The 15,900-nt window shown below is 70.3% G+C and carries 16 protein-coding genes; 9 read left to right on the top strand and 7 right to left on the bottom strand.

What is annotated here, in order from left to right:
• Nucleotides 1-14 precede the first annotated feature (14 nt).
• The gene (locus AB0B91_RS23890) at nt 15-956 is read right to left on the bottom strand and encodes an adenosine deaminase (RefSeq protein WP_358323302.1); all 942 of its coding nucleotides are present in this window, start codon (nt 954-956) and stop codon (nt 15-17) included.
• A gap of 88 nt (nt 957-1,044) precedes the next feature.
• On the opposite strand from AB0B91_RS23890, the gene AB0B91_RS23885 reads away from it, so the two are divergent.
• Nucleotides 1,045-2,193 (top strand): helix-turn-helix domain-containing protein, encoded by a 1,149-nt coding sequence (locus tag AB0B91_RS23885; protein WP_358323299.1) that lies wholly within the window; start codon nt 1,045-1,047, stop codon nt 2,191-2,193.
• Here AB0B91_RS23885 and AB0B91_RS23880 read toward each other — a convergent pair.
• On the bottom strand, nt 2,158-3,339 hold the full coding sequence (locus AB0B91_RS23880) for an amidohydrolase family protein (protein ID WP_358323297.1): 1,182 nt from the start codon (nt 3,337-3,339) through the stop codon (nt 2,158-2,160). The two genes, AB0B91_RS23885 and AB0B91_RS23880, sit on opposite strands and share 36 nt — an antisense overlap.
• 218 nt (nt 3,340-3,557) lie before the next feature.
• Between AB0B91_RS23880 and AB0B91_RS23875 the strand changes: the two genes are divergently transcribed.
• From AB0B91_RS23875 to AB0B91_RS23860, 4 genes are read left to right on the top strand one after another with little or no spacing between them, the layout of a single operon-like run.
• Entirely contained in the window at nt 3,558-4,601 is a 1,044-nt protein-coding gene (locus AB0B91_RS23875) for an ABC transporter substrate-binding protein (RefSeq protein ID WP_358323294.1), read from the top strand.
• Entirely contained in the window at nt 4,598-5,350 is a 753-nt protein-coding gene (locus AB0B91_RS23870) for an ABC transporter ATP-binding protein (RefSeq protein WP_358323292.1), read from the top strand. Before AB0B91_RS23875 ends, AB0B91_RS23870 begins: the two co-directional genes overlap by 4 nt.
• A gap of 13 nt (nt 5,351-5,363) precedes the next feature.
• Complete coding sequence (locus AB0B91_RS23865) at nt 5,364-6,122, top strand: ABC transporter permease subunit (protein WP_358323290.1); 759 nt, start codon at nt 5,364-5,366, stop codon at nt 6,120-6,122.
• A complete protein-coding gene (locus AB0B91_RS23860) occupies nt 6,119-6,898 on the top strand; it encodes an ABC transporter permease subunit (protein WP_219531607.1) in 780 nt (259 codons plus the stop codon). The genes AB0B91_RS23865 and AB0B91_RS23860 overlap by 4 nt, the downstream gene beginning before the upstream one ends.
• 18 nt (nt 6,899-6,916) lie before the next feature.
• Here the strand turns inward: AB0B91_RS23860 and AB0B91_RS23855 are convergent, their stop codons facing one another.
• Nucleotides 6,917-7,174 (bottom strand): hypothetical protein, encoded by a 258-nt coding sequence (locus tag AB0B91_RS23855; RefSeq protein ID WP_358323287.1) that lies wholly within the window; start codon nt 7,172-7,174, stop codon nt 6,917-6,919.
• Between the two features lie 51 nt (nt 7,175-7,225).
• Between AB0B91_RS23855 and AB0B91_RS23850 the strand changes: the two genes are divergently transcribed.
• The gene (locus AB0B91_RS23850; RefSeq protein ID WP_358323284.1) at nt 7,226-7,831 is read left to right on the top strand and encodes a DUF6010 family protein; all 606 of its coding nucleotides are present in this window, start codon (nt 7,226-7,228) and stop codon (nt 7,829-7,831) included.
• Here AB0B91_RS23850 and AB0B91_RS23845 read toward each other — a convergent pair.
• The 3 genes from AB0B91_RS23845 to AB0B91_RS23835 all read right to left on the bottom strand — a co-directional run bounded on the left by AB0B91_RS23845 (nt 7,764) and on the right by AB0B91_RS23835 (nt 11,046).
• On the bottom strand, nt 7,764-8,543 hold the full coding sequence (locus AB0B91_RS23845; protein WP_358323281.1) for a CAP domain-containing protein: 780 nt from the start codon (nt 8,541-8,543) through the stop codon (nt 7,764-7,766). The two genes, AB0B91_RS23850 and AB0B91_RS23845, sit on opposite strands and share 68 nt — an antisense overlap.
• A gap of 252 nt (nt 8,544-8,795) precedes the next feature.
• Nucleotides 8,796-10,340 (bottom strand): D-alanyl-D-alanine carboxypeptidase/D-alanyl-D-alanine-endopeptidase, encoded by a 1,545-nt coding sequence (gene dacB, locus AB0B91_RS23840; protein ID WP_358323278.1) that lies wholly within the window; start codon nt 10,338-10,340, stop codon nt 8,796-8,798.
• A gap of 157 nt (nt 10,341-10,497) precedes the next feature.
• The gene (locus AB0B91_RS23835; RefSeq protein WP_219531613.1) at nt 10,498-11,046 is read right to left on the bottom strand and encodes a DUF1707 and FHA domain-containing protein; all 549 of its coding nucleotides are present in this window, start codon (nt 11,044-11,046) and stop codon (nt 10,498-10,500) included.
• Nucleotides 11,047-11,134: 88 nt separating this feature from the next.
• On the opposite strand from AB0B91_RS23835, the gene AB0B91_RS23830 reads away from it, so the two are divergent.
• Genes AB0B91_RS23830 through AB0B91_RS23820 form a run of 3 tightly spaced genes read left to right on the top strand, consistent with a single transcriptional unit; the run spans nt 11,135 to nt 14,879 of the window.
• The gene (locus AB0B91_RS23830) at nt 11,135-11,647 is read left to right on the top strand and encodes a PadR family transcriptional regulator (protein WP_358323275.1); all 513 of its coding nucleotides are present in this window, start codon (nt 11,135-11,137) and stop codon (nt 11,645-11,647) included.
• Nucleotides 11,644-12,324 (top strand): ABC transporter ATP-binding protein, encoded by a 681-nt coding sequence (locus AB0B91_RS23825; RefSeq protein WP_358323272.1) that lies wholly within the window; start codon nt 11,644-11,646, stop codon nt 12,322-12,324. Before AB0B91_RS23830 ends, AB0B91_RS23825 begins: the two co-directional genes overlap by 4 nt.
• Nucleotides 12,321-14,879 (top strand): FtsX-like permease family protein, encoded by a 2,559-nt coding sequence (locus tag AB0B91_RS23820; protein WP_358323269.1) that lies wholly within the window; start codon nt 12,321-12,323, stop codon nt 14,877-14,879. Before AB0B91_RS23825 ends, AB0B91_RS23820 begins: the two co-directional genes overlap by 4 nt.
• Nucleotides 14,880-14,979: 100 nt before the next feature.
• On the opposite strand, the gene AB0B91_RS23815 is transcribed toward AB0B91_RS23820, so the two are convergent.
• Nucleotides 14,980-15,834: a hypothetical protein gene (locus tag AB0B91_RS23815; protein WP_358323266.1), complete on the bottom strand. Its 855-nt coding sequence runs from the start codon at nt 15,832-15,834 to the stop codon at nt 14,980-14,982.
• Nucleotides 15,835-15,900 lie beyond the last annotated feature (66 nt).

Here is a 15,900-nt window from a genome sequence, read left to right as displayed (position 1 = left end):
GCAGGGCGATCACCCTACTGACGTCCCTCCAGAGGAACCTCGACGAACGACGCCGCGAAGGAGTTGCGGGCGATCTGGTCCAGTTGCGCCTCCGTCATGCCCAGCTCGTCGCTGAGCGCCTGGTAGTTGTCCTCGACGTAACCGCCGAAGTACGCCGGATCATCGGAGTTGACCGTGACCATCAGGCCCTCGTCCAGCATGGCGGGCAGGATGTGGTCCCGCAGCGACGGCACCGTGCGCAGCCGGACGTTCGACAGCGGGCACACCGTCAGCGGGATCCGCTCCTCCCGCAGGCGGGCGACCAGCGACGGGTCCTCCATGGCGCGGATGCCGTGGTCCACCCGCTCCACCTTGAGGACGTCCAGGGCCTCCCACACGTAGTCGGGGCCGCCCTCCTCGCCGGCGTGCGCGACCCGGCGCAGGCCCTCCGCGGCCGCCATGTCGAACACCCGGCGGAACAACGCCGGCGGATGCCCGACCTCCGCCGAGTCCAGCCCGACGCCGATGAAGTGCTCCCGGTACGGCAGCGCGGCCCGCAGCACCTCCTCGGCCTCGGCGGCACCCCGGTCACGCAGGAAGCACATGATCAGGGCCGCCGACACGTCGCTGTCCTTGAGGGCGGCCGACAGCCCGCCGAACACCGCCTCCAGCGACACACCCCTGCTCAGATGCGCCTGCGGGTCGAAGAAGATCTCCGCATGCCGTACGCCCTGCGCCCGCGCCCGCCGCAGGTAGGCGGTGGCGAGATCGTAGAAGTCCCGGTCGGTGCGGAGCACGGCCATGTTCTCGTAGTAGATGTCCAGGAACGACTGGAGGTCGGCGAAGTCGTACCGGGCCCTGATGGCCTCCGCGTCGAAGGTCGGCAGGTCGATCCCGTTACGCCTGGCCAGCTCGACGACGAGCTCGGGTTCGAGGGTGCCTTCGATGTGCAGGTGGAGTTCAGCTTTGGGCCGCATGTGATCGAGTAAACCTGACAACGCGCCGGCCACGGTATCGTGCGAACCTCCGAACTGTCACTCGTTGACCTGGCATAACATCAGATTCATGAGGCTGGGGGATCTGCTGGGGCGCGACGACCTGGGCCTCGTGCCGGTCACCGGTCACGAAGGGCTCGGCAGGGAAGTGAAACGGGCCTATCCGACGGATCTGCCCGACCCTCGGCGCTACCTGCGTTCCGGCGACCTCGTGCTGACCAGCGGGGTCTGGTACAACCAGCCGTCCGACTGCGAGACGTTCGCCGACGCGCTGTGGACAAGCGACGTCGCCGGCTTGATCGTCGGGCTGGTCGTGCTGGGGGAGCTGCCGGACGCGCTGGTCAAGGCGTGCGAACGCCGCCGGTTGCCGTTGCTCCTGGCCGCGCCCGACCAGTCGTTCGGCGCGATCACCGAGGTGGTGACCGAGGAGGCGTTCGCGGCCGAGCGGCGCAAGGACGAGCAGGCCAGGGCGCAGACGCTGCTCGACCTCCTGGGCACGCAGCGGATCGCGCCCGGTGAAGTCTCGGCCCACCTGCGGCTGCTCGGGGCCGATCCGGGGCTGCCGACCACGGCCATGGTGGTGGCCAGGACGGGCGGCACCGACGAGGACGACGTGCCCGCCATCATGTACGCGCTGGAGCGCAGAGGCAGGCATCTGGTCGTCGGCGGACGGCCCGACGAGGCCATGGTGCTGGTGAACGGCAAGGTGTCGCGCCAGGCACTGACCGAGGAGCTGCGCCTGCTCGTGACCAACCGGCCGGGGATGCGGGTGGCGGCCGGGATCAGCGACGCGACCGCCAGCGTGTCGCAGCTCGGCGAGGCGTTGGAGACGGCGCGGCGCGGGATGGAGTCGGCCCGCTACGGCGAGGGGCCGGTGTCCGTCATGTCGGTCGCCGACGTCGACAGCTACGAACTCCTGCTGGCCCAGCTGCCCGTGAGCGTGCGCCGCTCGTTCAGGGAGCACCTGCTCGGGCCGATCATCGAGTACGACGCCCGGCACGGCTCCGAGCTGTTGCGCACGCTGGACGTCTTCCTGGAGACGTGCGGCTCCTGGCAGCGGACGGCCGACGAGCTGTATGTGCACGTCAACACGTTGCGCTACCGCATGCAGCGGATCGAGGAGCTGACCGGGCGGCGGATGTCGTCGATGCGCGACCGTACGGACCTGTATCTGGCGCTCAGGTCAGGGCAGCCGGCCCGCGACGAGCCGGCCACGTGAGACCACGGCGACGATGTTCGCCACGGCCAGGTCCGCGATCCGCTCCCAAGGGCGGCCGCGCAGCACGATGAAGTCGGCCCCGAGGCCCGGCGCGATCCGGCCCACCGGCATGCCGATCGAGTCGGCGGCGTCGGAGGTGGCCGCGCGCAGCGCCTCCGGGGCGGACATGCCCAGAATCTCGGTCATGTGGACCACCTCGGCGAGCTGATCGCCGAACTGCACGTGGTGCCCGTTGGCATCGGTGCCCAGCACGAAACGGACGCCCAGCCGCGCCGCCTCGGCGAGCAGCACGTTGCGCGTGGCCACCAGCTCGGCGGCCTTGGCCATGGACTCCGCGGTGACCGGGACCCGGCCTTCGGCGATGGCCTCGTTGATCAGCAGGGTCGGCGCGACGGGCGTGCGGCAGGCCGCGAGCACCTCGGCGAGGTCCCTGCTCAGCAGCGTGCCGTGCTCGATCGAGTCGACGTGCTCTTCGACGGCGACGCGGATGCCGTCCTCGGAGTGGGCGTGGGAGGCGACCAGCATGCCGAGCGCGTGCGCCTCGTCGACGACGGCCCTGATCTCCTCGCGCGTGTAGTTGCGCCAGCCGTTCTTGTCGCCGATCGACAGCACGCCGCCGCTGGTGGTGAGCTTGATGCCGTCCATCCCGGCGCGGGCCCAGGTGCGTACGAGCTTGCGGCACTCGTCGGGGCCGTCGGCGGTGGGCTTGCGCTGCGGGATCGCGGGCGGCACGAACAGGTCGTTGTGCCCGGCCGTCATGCCGACCACGCCGTGGACCTGGACCCGTGGGCCGGGCAGCACGCCGGCGTCGAAGGCCCGGCGCAGCGCGATCTGCGCCTCGTCCCCGGCCAGGTCGCGCAGGGTCGTCACGCCGTGGCGCATGGCCCGCTGGGCGTGGGCGACGCCGTGCAGCACCTGCTCGTCGCGGGTGGTGACGAGCGGCCAGGTGGCGAAGTCCGGCGGCGGGCCCTCGCCGGCGTAGCCGATCAGGTGAACGTGCGTGTCGACCAGGCCGGGGAGCACGCACAGGTCGTCGTGCCGCTGCGTGGTGGGCCGTACTTCGCCGATCCGGTCCGGTTCCCAGCTCAGCTCGACCGGGCCCCTGTATTCGGTACCGTCCCAAAGCGGGATTCCGTCAAGTCTCATCTCGTAAAGGACGCTACCGGACGCCCCCAGCCGCTGGAGGGATCTACGGACCTCACCGGGCGCTCTCGTAGGGACCTACAGGGTCCGAAGCGCCGGGGCTGGGCTTTTCCCCACCCGATCATCCCACCCCATGCCGTGACCGGTTTTCCGTCACACGATGGTAATAATCACTGTATAGCTTCCTGACCTGCATGTTCATCGCCGTTCCAAGGAGAATTATGGCTACCCTCGACCGTCGCGCGTTCCTGCGGACGACAGGTCTGGCCGGACTGGCGCTCGGCCTGGCCGCCTGTGGCGACAGCGGAACGTCCGGTGGAAGTGGGAGCGGGTTCGGCGCGGTCAAGATCCAGCTCTCCTGGAAGAAGAACGTCGAGTTCGCCGGCGAGTACTTCGCCGACAGCAAGGGCTACTACAAGGCCGCCGGGTTCTCGCAGGTGGAGCTGCTGTCGGGCGGTGGCTCCGGCACCTCGGTCGAGTCGGGCCTGACCACCGGCCGCTGCTGGATCGGCCTGTCGACGCCGACCATCACCGCGCCCGCCGTGCTCCAGGGCGCGCCCCTGAAGATCGTCGGCGCGACCTTCCAGAAGAACCCCTTCGCCATCGTCTCCCTCGGCAAGAACCCGATCAAGGACCCCAAGGACCTGGCCGGCAAGAAGATCGGCGTCCAGGACTCCAACGAGCTGGTCTGGAACGCGCTGCTCAAGGCCAACAACCTCGACCCGTCGAGCGTGACGCGGGTGCCGTTCCAGTCCGACCCGTCGATGCTGACCTCCGGCCAGCTCGATGGCTATGTCGGCTTCGTCACCAGCGGCCCGGTGCGGCTGAAGATGCAGGGCGTGGACGCGGCGCACATGCTGTTCGCCGACCACGGGCTGCCCCTGGTCGCCGAGACGTTCACGGTGACGCAGGAGACGATCGACAAGGAGCGAGACAAGCTCAAGGCGTTCCTCACGGCCGAGATCAAGGGCTGGAAGGACGCCGTCGCCGACCCGGCCAAGGCGGCGGAGCTGGCCGCCAAGACGTACGGCAAGGACCAGAACCTCGACGTCGCCGAGCAGACCGAGGAGGCCAAGATGCAGAACGAACTCGTCGTCACCCCCGACGCCAAGGCCAACGGCCTGTTCACGATGACCGCCGAGCTGATCGAGCAGAACATCGCCTCCCTCGCCAAGGCCGGGCTGACCGTCAAGGCCGAGAGCCTCTTCGACCTGACGATCCTGGACGAGATCTACAAGGCCGACGCGAGCCTCAAGCTCTCATGACCGGCATCGGCATCACGGGGCTGAGCAAGACGTTCAGCAGAGGGCTGACCGCGATCGAGCACATCGACCTGGAGACGCCGAAGGGCTCCTTCCTGTCGCTGCTCGGCCCCTCGGGCTGCGGCAAGTCGACCGTGCTGCGCATCCTGGCCGGGCTCGAACAGCCCACCACCGGCGAGATCCGGGTCAACGGCGAGACCCCCGAGGAACTCCGCAGGAGCCACCACCTCGGCATCGCCTTCCAGGACTCGGCGCTGCTGGCCTGGCGCAGTGTCGCGGCCAACATCCGGCTGCCGCTGGAGGTCGCCGGGCTCAAGCCGGAGCCCGGCGTGATCGACGACCTGATCAAGCTGGTCGGCCTGCAGGGCTTCGAGAAGGCGCGGCCCGCCGAGCTGTCGGGCGGCATGCGGCAGCGCGTGTCGATCGCCCGCGCGCTGGTGGTCAAGCCCAGCGTGCTGCTGCTGGACGAGCCGTTCGGCGCCCTGGACGACATGACCCGCCAGCGGCTCAACCTGGAGCTGCTGCGCATCTGGACCGAGAAGCCCGCCACCACGCTGATGGTCACCCACGGCATCGGTGAGGCGATCTTCCTGTCGGACGTGGTGGCCGTCATGAGCCCGCGCCCGGGCCGGATCGTGGAGCTGGTGGAGATCGACCTGCCGCGCCCCCGTGTGCCGGAGATGATGCGGACACCGGAGTTCCACGCCATCCACGACCACCTCAGCGACCTGCTCTTCGGGCAGGGCTCGTGACGGGGCACGGCTCGTGAAGCGGATCCACGGCCTGCTCGGCGTCGCCGTCCTGATCGCCCTGTGGTGGCTGCTCGCCGTGACGGTCTTCGCGGACGGCGGCGCGGTGCCGACGCCGTGGGCGGTCCTGGCCGGGATGGGCCACGACGGCTGGGGCTTCTACGGCCCCAACACGACCGCCACCGTGAGCGCCGCGCTCCAGGGCTTCCTCTGGGGCAACGGCCTGGCCATCGGGGTCGCGCTGCTCGTCCTGCTCGTCCCGCGCCTGGAGGCCGTGGCGACGCAGCTCGCGGTGATCAGCTACTGCATCCCGCTGCTGGCCATCGGCCCGATCATCCTGGTCGTCTTCGGCGGTGAGGCCGCCGTGGTGTTCCTGGCCGCCGTCTCCGTCTTCTTCACCACCCTCATCGGCGCCCTGCTCGGGCTCCGCTCCGCCGACCGGACCAGCCTCGACCTCATCGCGGTGTACGGCGGCGGCCGCCTGGCCAAGCTCCGCCACGTCCAGATCATCGCGGCGCTGCCGAGCACGTTCGCCGGGCTGAAGATCTCGGCCCCCTCCGCGCTGCTCGGCGCCATCATCGGTGAATACCTCGGCAGCAATGACCAGGGACTCGGCGTCTCCTTGATGATCTCCCAGCAGCAGTTCCAGGTCCCGCGCACGTGGGGGCTGGCACTCGTGGCCGGTCTGGTCGCGGGCCTCGGCTACGCGGTCGTCGCGCTGGTCGCGCGCGTGGTCACACCCTGGTCGTACGGCAGAGCGAGGTCCTCCCGATGATCGGCCGCATCGTGTTGCGGGTCGTCGGCCCGCTGCTGCCCTCCGTGGTCATCGTGGTGGCGATCTGGTGGCTGTCCCTGGAGGCGTTCGGCATTAGCCCGCTGGTGGGCAAGCGTCCTCCGCAGGTCTGGGAGTACCTGTTCGGCTCGTCGGCGGCCCATCGTGACGCGGTCTTCGCCGCCCTGGGCATCACGATCAGGGACGCGGCCATCGGCTTCGCCACCGGGATGGTCGCGGCGGTCGTCGTGGCGATGGCGTTCGTGCTGTTCAGGACCGTCGAGCAGACGTTCATGCCGGTCGCGATGCTGTTGCGCTCGGTGCCGCTCGTGGTGATGACGCCGCTGATCACGCTCGTCTTCGGCCGCGAACTCGTCGGCGTCGCCGTCATCGGCGGCATCGTGGTGTTCTTCCCCGCCCTGGTCAACATCGCCTTCGGGCTGCGCTCGGCCTCGCCGCAGGCCACCGACCTGGTGATGGCGTACGGGGGCGGGCGGCTGACCGTGCTGCGCAAGGTGGCCGTGCCGACGGCGATGCCCTCGGTGTTCGCCTCGGCGCGGATCTCCGTGCCCGCCTCGATCATCGGGGCGCTCATCGCGGAGTGGCTGGCGACCGGGCAGGGGATCGGGGCCGGGATCCTGCGGGCGATCGGCGGGTTCCGGTACGACGAGGTGTGGGCGGACATCGTGGTGGTCACGGCCGTGTCGATCCTGGCGTACGCGGTCGTGGGCGTCGTCGAGTCACTGGTCCTGGCCCGCTTCTCGGACACCCGCGACTGACCGGGGCGGCCTGGGCCGTCAGGAGGCGGCGGTCCGGAAGGAGGCGCGGTAGGACCGCGGGGTGACGCCGACCACGCGTTTGAACCGCTCCCGGAAGCGGCGGCTGAAGGTCCGCTCGCTCAGCCCGCTGCGCCCGGCCATCGCCGCCAGGGTCACCTCCTCGGCGAGGTTGTCCTCGACCCACGACAGCACCGGCTCCAGCAGCGAACCCTGGGGCACCGGCGGCTGGGCGGTCACGATGAACTGCGCCTGCCCGCCCTCCCGCTCCAGGGGCACCGCGGTCGACCTAGCGTGGTGATCTCGTCAACCGAAGGGTCGTCACGCCCCATGTCCGTCTTCATGCCGATCCTGATCGGCCTGATCGCCATTTGCGGCATGTCCCTGATCCGCGAGCCGCATCGACGCCGCATCAACGCCCTGACGGTCGCGGGAGCGGGTGCCGCCTACCTCAGTGGCGGCGGATTCGGCCCCTGGGAGTTCGTCCTGCCGGTCGTCATGACCTATGTCGCCTACAAGGGGCTCGACAACTGGACCTTCATCGGCATCGGCTGGCTGCTCCACACCGCCTGGGACATAGGGCACCACCTGCAGGGGAGCCCCATCATCCCCTTCGCCGAGTACTCCTCCTTCGGCTGTGCCATCTGCGACCCGGTGCTGGCGCTGTGGTGCTTCGCGGGCGGACCGTCGATCACCGACTGGGCACGTACCCGCTGGAAAGGGGTGCGGGCCCGGTCGCGGTCCGCTGTGCGGGGGGAGGCGCGACCGGGCCCGCCGGATGGGAGCGCCGTGGCGTTGCGGTGGGAACCGGCGCGGTGGCGCGCCTGGTGGAGGCCCGACGCTCCCTGGCTGGGTGGGGTTCTGTGGTCTAGTGCGCGGCGAAGTCCTGAGTCCAGTAGGGGCCCTTGGTGGACTGGCCGACGCCGATATGGGTGAAGGAGCAGTTCATGATGTTGGCGCGGTGCCCGGGACTGTCGAGCCAGGCCTGTACGACCGAGGCGGCCGTCGGCTGACCCATGGCGATGTTCTCGCCCCAGGTGCTGATCGGCGCGAAGCCGGCCGCCGAGATGCGGTTGCCCGGGGTCCGGCCGTTCTTGGAGTCGTGGTCGAAGTAGCCCTGGGCGGCCATGTCGGCGGAGTGCCGCTCGGCCGCCGCGTGGAGCTTGGGGTCGTGGGTGAGGGGGCGGCAGCCCTTCTTGGCGCGCGCCTGGTTGGTGAGCTTGACGACCTGTTCCTCGGCGGTCGAGGCGGTGCCGGTCTTCGGCGTTGTCCGTGCCGCGCAGGACAGCGCCACGGACGGCGACTGGATCGGCTTGCTCTGGTAGTCCATGGCCACGACGTAGTAGCGGCCGGGGGTGGTACAGCGGACGCGGGCGGCGATCCGGCCGTTCAGCACGAGCTTGGATCCGCTCTTCAGCGTACGGTCGGGACCGGCCATGGCTTGGACGATCCGGACTCTGAGCGTGGCCTTGGCGTCACAGCCGATCCGGCTGGCCGTGCCGGTGACCATGCCCCTGGACAGGGACGGCTTGACGGCCACGACCCGGCACGGGGCCTTCGTGCTCGCCGCCTGGGCGGTGGCGGGCGCGGGGAAGCTCAATGCCGCCAGACTTCCGAGGCAGACGAGTGCCTGGAGTTGCCCGCGCATCCTGTCCCTCCGGTCCTGCTAGATCCTGCGTCGATCCCGCATTCTGGTAGGCCCGCAACGCTCATGTCACGAAAAACGCCGCTATATCTGGAGTACCAGGTGACCCAATCGTAACGATCGCCCCACCCACCTCGGTAAACCTCCCGTGCCATATAGGCGTCGGATGCCGAAAAATATGGCCGTGCGGCGTGAAGCCGCACGGCCATGGACGGACCTCGCCGGTTCAGCACTCGCCAGGCGTCGCCCGGGCGGTCAGCACTCGGCGGGCTTGAGCCAGGAGCACTCGAGGTCGGCCGTCGCGGTCTCACCCGTCGAGCGGAGCTGCGACACCGCGTCCACCGGCGCGGTTCGCGAGAACTGGGCGAGCCGGATGGCGATCTTGTCCTCGATGTCCTTCGGCGAGCTCGAGAGGAACTGGTTGAGCATGATGGAGAACACCAGCGGCTCGCCCTCCGCGCTGTTCACGTAGCCCGACAGCGCCGTGACACCGGTCAGCGAACCGGTCTTGGCGTGCACGTTGTTCGCCGCGGCGGTGTTGCGCATCCGGCTGCGCAGCGTGCCGCCGGTGAACCGGTCGGCGTTGCCCGCGATGGGCAGCGCGTCGTACCAGGTCTTGAACCACGGCTTGGCGCGTACGGCGCTCAGCAACTGGGCGATCGAGGTCGGCGTGAAGCCGTCGCGGCGCGAGAGGCCGGAGCCGTCACGCATGTTGAGCACCTGCACGCCGTTGGCCTTGGCGAAGTCGGTGCTCACCTTGAGCCCGGCCGCCCAGGTGCCCTGGCCGGAGACCTTGCGGCCCATCGCCTTGGTCAGGATCTCGGCGTGGATGTTGTTGCTCAGCTTGAGGAAGGGCACCAGCAACTCGCTCAGCGGCATCGACTGGTGCTCGGCCAGCGTGGCGGCGCCGGACGGGGCCGCGCCGGTGACGGTGGGGCCCGCCACGCGGACGCCGTGCTTGGCCAGCGCCTTGCGGAACAGCGAGGCCACATAGCGGGTGGGGTCGTCGACGGCCACCCACTCCTGGTACGGGTCGGCCACGGTGCCGGTGATGACCACGGTGTTCGTGGAGTGCTGCCGTTCGATGAGGACGTCGGTCGTGGTGCCCACGGTGGCCTTGTTGACGATCTTCAGGTAGTCGGTCTCCGGCGTGGTCGACACCTTGACCTCGCTGCCGGAGGCCGCCACCGAGACGATCACCGAACCGGCGTCGTAGTCCCGGTCCGGGGAGGCGGTCAGCGCGGAGATCTGCGCCGCGTAGTAGGCCGTCTCGTCGTCCCAGGTCCAGTCGTTGCCGAGCCGTACGGAGTCGAACCACGTGTCGTCGGCGACCAGCTTGCCCGCGACCACCTTGATGCCCGCGGCGGCGACCTTGGCGGCCAGCGCGTCGTAGTCCTCGGCCAGCATCGTCGGGTCGCCGGTGCCGCGCAGGACCAGGTCACCCGTCAGTACGGAGCCGAGCTTGCGCCCGCCGCCCAGCACGGTGGTGGGGAAGCGGTAGTCGAGGCCGAGCGTGTCGGCGGCGGCGGCGGAGGTGAACAGCTTGGTGTTGGACGCCGGTATCATCACCTTGCCGGCGTCGGTGGCGTACAGCTCGTCGCCCTTGGCCGCGCTCTTGACGACCACGCCGGCCCGGCCGACGGTGAGCCGCGAGTCGGCGAGTATCTGGTTGATGTCCTGGGTCAGGTCCGCGACGCCCGCCGAGGGGTCGAGCGCGACGGCGGGTGAGGAGGGGCTGGACGCCCACGCGAGGGCCGCGACGAGCGCGCCCGCGACGAGGGATGCTGAGGTGCGCCGCATGGGGTCTCCAATGAGGACTGGGGGTCTCGCCTGGGATCATGGGGCAGCGCACGCACCCTGTAATCCGCAAATATCCGTATATTTCGGGTCAGCTGTACGGCGGGCGCCGCCCACGGTCAGCCTGGCAGGCGGCCCCGCTCACGAAAAGACGGCGCGCTTACGTGAGCTGGCCCGCGTTCACCAGGAAGCCGCAGTCGCCGAAGGAGATCTCGTCACCCGACTTGATCTTGGCGGGCCCCACCAGCCGCCAGCCGTTCAGCCGCGTGCCGTTGAGCGAGCCCAGATCGACCAGCATCCATCCGCCGTCGTCCTCGCGCCGCAGCTCGGCGTGCACCCGTGAGACCGTCAGGTCGGACAGCACCAGGTCGCAGGCCGACCCGCGGCCGACCACGTAACGGACGCGGTGGTCGTCGGGCAGGGCCAGCCGGGGCAGGCGCGGCTTGCGCCAGGCCGCCTGGAGGCGGGTGGTGAAGTCGGAGGCGCTCGACACCGCGTCGGTCAGCCGCTGGCGGAACGTCCGGCGGCGGGGCAGGTCGGCGACCAGGTCGTCGAGCTCGTGCCGGTTGCGCGCGCGCAGCGCTTGATCCACCCGGCCGACGAAGGTGTCGTGGGAGATCCGCCCTTCGACGGCACGGTCGCGGAGCTCGTCGATCGCGCGATCGCGTTCCCCGTCGGACGCGCGGAACGGTGGATGCGTCGAGCTCATGCCCTGAGTATCGGCCTGAACCGCGTCCCCTGTCCAGAATATGCGGATCTCTTGCGTTGAGCATACTCAGTATGCATACTCAGTATCCATGTCGATCAGACACGGACTGCTCGCGTTGCTGAGCAGGGGGCCGCGTTACGGCTACCAACTCCGGGTGGAATTCGAGGCGTCGACGGGGGCGACCTGGCCGCTCAACATCGGCCAGGTCTACACGACGCTCTCCCGGATGGAACGTGACGGCCTCGTCGAGCCCGGCGGGGCCGACGAACAGGGGAGGGCCGTCTACACGGTCACCGAGGCCGGTCGGGCCGAGCTGGAGCGATGGTTCAGCACCCCCGTCGACCAGACCGACCGGCCTCGGGACGAACTGGTCATCAAGCTCGCCATGGCCGTCGCCGCAGGGGACGTCGACGTCTCGGCGGTGATCCTGGCCCAGCGCACCGCCACCATGCGTGCGCTGCAGGAGCTGACCAGGGCGAAACGGGCGAACACCGAGGGGCTCGGGCAGCGGCTCGTCCTCGATTCATTGATCTTTCAGGCCGAGGCGGAACAGCGCTGGCTGGACCACTGCGAGGCCGTTCTCAAGGAGAAAAGCGCATGACTGTGATGAGGCTGGATGAGGTGACGCGCGTGCACGGCCAAGTGCACGCGCTCAGGGGAGTGAGCCTCGAGGTCTCCAGCGGTGAGTTGGTCGCCGTCATGGGCCCGTCAGGCTCCGGCAAGTCGACCCTGCTCAACCTCGCGGGCGGCCTCGACCGGCCGACCTCGGGCAGCGTGACGATCGAGGGCACGGACCTGGCCACCGTGACGGACCTGGCGGCGCTGCGGCGCGGCAGTGTCGGGTACGTCTTCCAGGACCTGAACCTGATCCCGTCGCTCACGGCCGCCGAGAACGTGATGTTACCGAGAGAGCTCGACGGCGTCCGCTCCCGGCAGGCCCGTGAGGAGGCGCTGGCCGTACTGGCCTCGGTGGGGGTGGACCACATGGCCGACCGCTTTCCCCAGGAGCTGTCCGGCGGGCAGCGGCAGCGCGTGGCGATCGCCAGGGCGCTGGTCGGCGAGCGGCGCCTGGTGCTGGCCGACGAGCCGACGGGCGCGCTGGACACGGCGAGCGGCGACGGGATCCTGCGGCTGCTGCGCGAGCGCTGTGACGAGGGCGCGGCGGTGCTGCTGGTCACCCACGAGCCCCGCTACGCCGGGTGGGCCGACCGCGTGGTGTTCCTGCGCGACGGGGAGATCGCCGACTCGACGGCCGTGCCGCTGGAGAGCGCCCGATGAGCGCGTTCGCCGCCGCGCTGCGGATCTCCCGCAGGGACGCGCTGCGGTTCAAGGGGCGGACGGCGCTGATCATGGTGATGATCGGCCTGCCGGTGCTGCTCATCACGGGCGTGCTCACGGGCGCCGCCACGCTCGACGTGGACATGCGGGAGGGGCTGACCGCCGAGCTGGGCGTCGCGGACGCGCGGATCTCCACGACGGGCCAGCGCTGGATCAAGCAGGAAGGCCCGGGCGGGGGCTGGTCTGGCGATGGAAAGCCGTTCAATGCCCCGCCGTGGACGACCGCAAGGGTGGCCGCACTGGTCGACGGCCGGCTCATCCCGTGCGACGAGGGCACCGTGCTGTTCGTGGGCAAGGACGGCTACCAGATAGCGGACGCCAGTGAGGTGGACCTGCGGGACCCGATGACGCGGGGGATGCGGCGCCTGACGGAGGGCAGGCTCCCGGCCGCTCCCGGCGAGGCTGTGGTGACACCTGCGGTTGTGGAGCTGGGAGTCAAGGTCGGCGACACAGTCGCGGTGATCCGGACGAACAAGCGGGTGCGTGTGGTCGGCGAGATCGAGTTTCCGAACCGGCCGGGTGTACCGGAGTTCGTCGGACTCCAAGGCGCGCTCCTGGCGGACAAGAAAGACGGCAACGGCACTGGCTGGCTCGCCGACACCGCCGCGCCGTTCGACTGGTCGCGGGTGCGGGCGCTGAACGCCCACGGGCTGCAGGTCCAGTCGAGAGCCGTCATCGAGAATCCGCCCGCCGGGGTCTCCCGAGCCGCCCCGAACGGGGACCAGCTGATCGCGATCGCGCTCGCCGTCGTCTTCATCGTCATGGAGACGGTGCTGCTGGCCGGACCCGCGTTCGCCGTGGGACTGCGGCGGCGGCGCCGGGAGCTGGCCGTGATCGCGGCGCAGGGCGGCTCGGGGGCGCATCTGCGGGCCATCGTGCTCGCCGACGGGCTGGTGCTCGGCGGCGCGGCGGCGCTGGCCGGGACGGTTCTCGGCGTCGGAGGCGCTTTCGCGGCGGTGCCGTTGGCCGGGCACCTGTTCAGGTCGCTCGGTCCGTTGGAGGTGCCATGGGCGAGTGTCGCGGGCGTTGCCGTGCTCGGCGTGGTCAGCGGGCTGATCGCCGCCCTGGTGCCCGCCGTGCAGGCCGCACGGCAGAGCCCTGCCCAGGTGCTGGCGGGCCGTGAAGGCGAGCTCCGTGACCGCGCGGGCCGTCCGGTGCTCGGTCTTCTGCTCGTGGTGGCCGGGCTGGTCCTCGTCTGGCTGGTCCTGGTCAGGCTGAGCACGCGCGGCGACGAGTTGCCGCTCGTCGCGGCCCTGGGGCTGGTCGTGCTGGGGCTGGTCGCGTTGATGCCGTGGCTGGTGCGCCGGACGAGCCGGTTCGCCGCCAGGCTGCCGCTCCCGCTGCGCCTGTCGGTCCGCGACGCCTCGCGCCACCGGTCCCGTACGGCCTCCGCGACGGCCGCCGTCATGGCGGCCACCACGGCGGCGGTCGCGTTCGGCATCGGACTCGCCAGCTCCGACGCGGCCTACGACGCCGCCTACCATCCCTACGCCCCGACGGGCAGTATCAAGATCGAAGCCGTCAAGCTGGACGACAGCGGCTGGACCAGGCTGCGGACGGCGGCCGAGCGCGAGCTGCCGAAGACCCAGCTGCTTCCAGCTTCGAGTCCGGTGGACTCCCAGGGCCGTCAGGCGTGGATCGACCTCGGCCGCAACTGCGATGGGCAGTGCGAGGACGCCTATTACGGAGGTGAGCTTCCGGTCGGCGACGCGCGGTTGCTCGCCTTCATCCAGGGACGTCAGGATCCGCAGGCCGCCGCGGCCCTGGCCGCGGGCAAGATCGTGGTGTTCGATCCGGCGCTGATCAAGGACGGCCTGGCCACCCTGAAGGTCAACACCATGGATAGCGAGGGTGTGATCAGCGACAAGAGAGTTCCCGCCGTGCTGGCGAGCGCCGCCGACCAGCGGGTCAGCGGCGGGGTCGTTCCACCGGTCGTGCTGCGGTCCGTCGGACTGCAGATGAAGGAGCGACGGTTGTACGCCATGCACCAGCCGGCGGATCAGGTCCGCCTGAGGCAGTACCTCTCGGTGGTCGGGAACCAGGTCGACCTCTATGTCGAGAACCCCAGGGAAGGCGCGTTCACGCAGGTGTTCTGGATCCTGCTGGGCGTCGCCATGGTGCTGGTGCTCGGCGGCACGTTCGCAGCCACCGGGCTCGCCGCGGCCGACATGCGCCACGACCTGAACACCATGTCGGCAGTCGGCGCGCCGCGGCGCATCCGGCGGCTGGTGGTGGCCGGTCAGGCGGGTTACATCGCCGGGCTGGGCGCGCTGGTCGGTGTCGTGGCCGGGATTGTGGGCGGAATCGCGTTGTCGTGGCCGATGAGCCGCCATAACGGGGTCCAGGGGACGGACTGGTTCGATCCCGGGCCCACGACGATCTCCATCCCCTGGCTGTTCCTCGTCGCGTTCGCGGTGGGATTGCCGCTGCTGGCCGCGCTGGTGGCCGGGCTGTCCGCCAGGACGCGGCTCGTACTGGCCCGCCGTCTGACGTAGGGCCCGCGGGAGGGCGTACCTCCCGGTCTCCCAGCCGACGACGACCGCGGTCCGCCCGAGGCCGGCCGCGGTCGCTCGCGTCCGGGTGTGCCGGGTGGCGCTAGTCGACCACGTCCGCGCAGACCACGTGGGCGCCGATCTCGATCATCCGGCGTTCGCTGCGCGAGTCCGCCACCCGGGCCATGAGGATGGGCGCCCCGCTCGCCGCGAACTGCGGCAGCCGGGCACGGGTCCCGCGGTGCAGGTCGCGGACCACGTCCTCGGCGGCTGACATGTGCACTTTCACGTGCAGCATGATCCCCAGCGCCCCCGAGGCGGTGCGCGCCTCGGAGATCCAGACGTGGTGCACGAGCGGGTAGTCCATCAGCAGGTTCCCGATCGCCAGCCGCAGGGCGGGCAGGATCGGGTGCGTGCACCGCCGGTAGCCGGGGTCGACCTGCTGCATGGGCCCCGACAGGTGCGGTCGCGGCGCCGGGATCCACGGCAGCGCGGGCGCGTCCGCCGAAGGCGGTGCCACCTGCGCGAGCGCGGACCCCCGTGACACCGTGGCCATCGCGCCCGTCGCGTACGCGGCGGGGACGGCTCCCGACAGCACTGGATGGGGTCCCGAACGTGTCGAGGAGAGGAAGCGCTGCAGATCGTCGATGGGCACGGCCGCCGCGGCGGGCCCCGCCGCGTCGATCACGATCTCCCGCACGCCGGTGACGCGCTGGATATCGAGGATCGTGTCCGGATCGCAGACGGAGAGGGAGTGACTGCCACGGTGCCGGGCGTACGTAGCCGCGCCCGTGTATCCGAGCAGCACTCTGTCGCCGGCCTGGGTCGTACCCAGGACGACTGAACGGTCTGGTCGCACTGCCACCAGAACCCCACCGTCAGCGAGCGCCGCCAGCAGGCGATGTGGACTGCCATGCTGGGCGAGCACGTCGGCAAGCGCAGGATTCCCGATGCTCATATGACGAACCATAGGTAGTCGGTCACGGCTTATCAGGCTAATAGCCAAGAAATCCCCCGATCAAGA

The organism is Nonomuraea sp. NPDC049141, from assembly GCF_040648415.1.
GTDB lineage: Bacteria > Actinomycetota > Actinomycetes > Streptosporangiales > Streptosporangiaceae > Nonomuraea.
This window is presented reverse-complemented; position numbering and strand designations above follow the sequence as displayed.

Excerpts from the sequence above, each read along its gene's own strand:
- AB0B91_RS23885 (WP_358323299.1), top strand. The coding sequence starts at position 1,045 with ATGAGGCTGGGGGATCTGCTGGGGCGCGACGACCTGGGCCTCGTGCCG.
- AB0B91_RS23880 (WP_358323297.1), bottom strand. The coding sequence starts at position 3,339 with ATGAGACTTGACGGAATCCCGCTTTGGGACGGTACCGAATACAGGGGC.
- dacB (WP_358323278.1), bottom strand. The coding sequence starts at position 10,340 with ATGCGGCGCACCTCAGCATCCCTCGTCGCGGGCGCGCTCGTCGCGGCC.
- AB0B91_RS23835 (WP_219531613.1), bottom strand. The coding sequence starts at position 11,046 with ATGAGCTCGACGCATCCACCGTTCCGCGCGTCCGACGGGGAACGCGAT.
- AB0B91_RS23820 (WP_358323269.1), top strand. The coding sequence starts at position 12,321 with ATGAGCGCGTTCGCCGCCGCGCTGCGGATCTCCCGCAGGGACGCGCTG.
- AB0B91_RS23875 (WP_358323294.1), top strand. The coding sequence starts at position 3,558 with ATGGCTACCCTCGACCGTCGCGCGTTCCTGCGGACGACAGGTCTGGCC.
- AB0B91_RS23830 (WP_358323275.1), top strand. The coding sequence starts at position 11,135 with ATGTCGATCAGACACGGACTGCTCGCGTTGCTGAGCAGGGGGCCGCGT.
- AB0B91_RS23860 (WP_219531607.1), top strand. The coding sequence starts at position 6,119 with ATGATCGGCCGCATCGTGTTGCGGGTCGTCGGCCCGCTGCTGCCCTCC.
- AB0B91_RS23825 (WP_358323272.1), top strand. The coding sequence starts at position 11,644 with ATGACTGTGATGAGGCTGGATGAGGTGACGCGCGTGCACGGCCAAGTG.
- AB0B91_RS23850 (WP_358323284.1), top strand. The coding sequence starts at position 7,226 with ATGTCCGTCTTCATGCCGATCCTGATCGGCCTGATCGCCATTTGCGGC.
- AB0B91_RS23815 (WP_358323266.1), bottom strand. The coding sequence starts at position 15,834 with ATGAGCATCGGGAATCCTGCGCTTGCCGACGTGCTCGCCCAGCATGGC.
- AB0B91_RS23845 (WP_358323281.1), bottom strand. The coding sequence starts at position 8,543 with ATGCGCGGGCAACTCCAGGCACTCGTCTGCCTCGGAAGTCTGGCGGCA.
- AB0B91_RS23870 (WP_358323292.1), top strand. The coding sequence starts at position 4,598 with ATGACCGGCATCGGCATCACGGGGCTGAGCAAGACGTTCAGCAGAGGG.
- AB0B91_RS23890 (WP_358323302.1), bottom strand. The coding sequence starts at position 956 with ATGCGGCCCAAAGCTGAACTCCACCTGCACATCGAAGGCACCCTCGAA.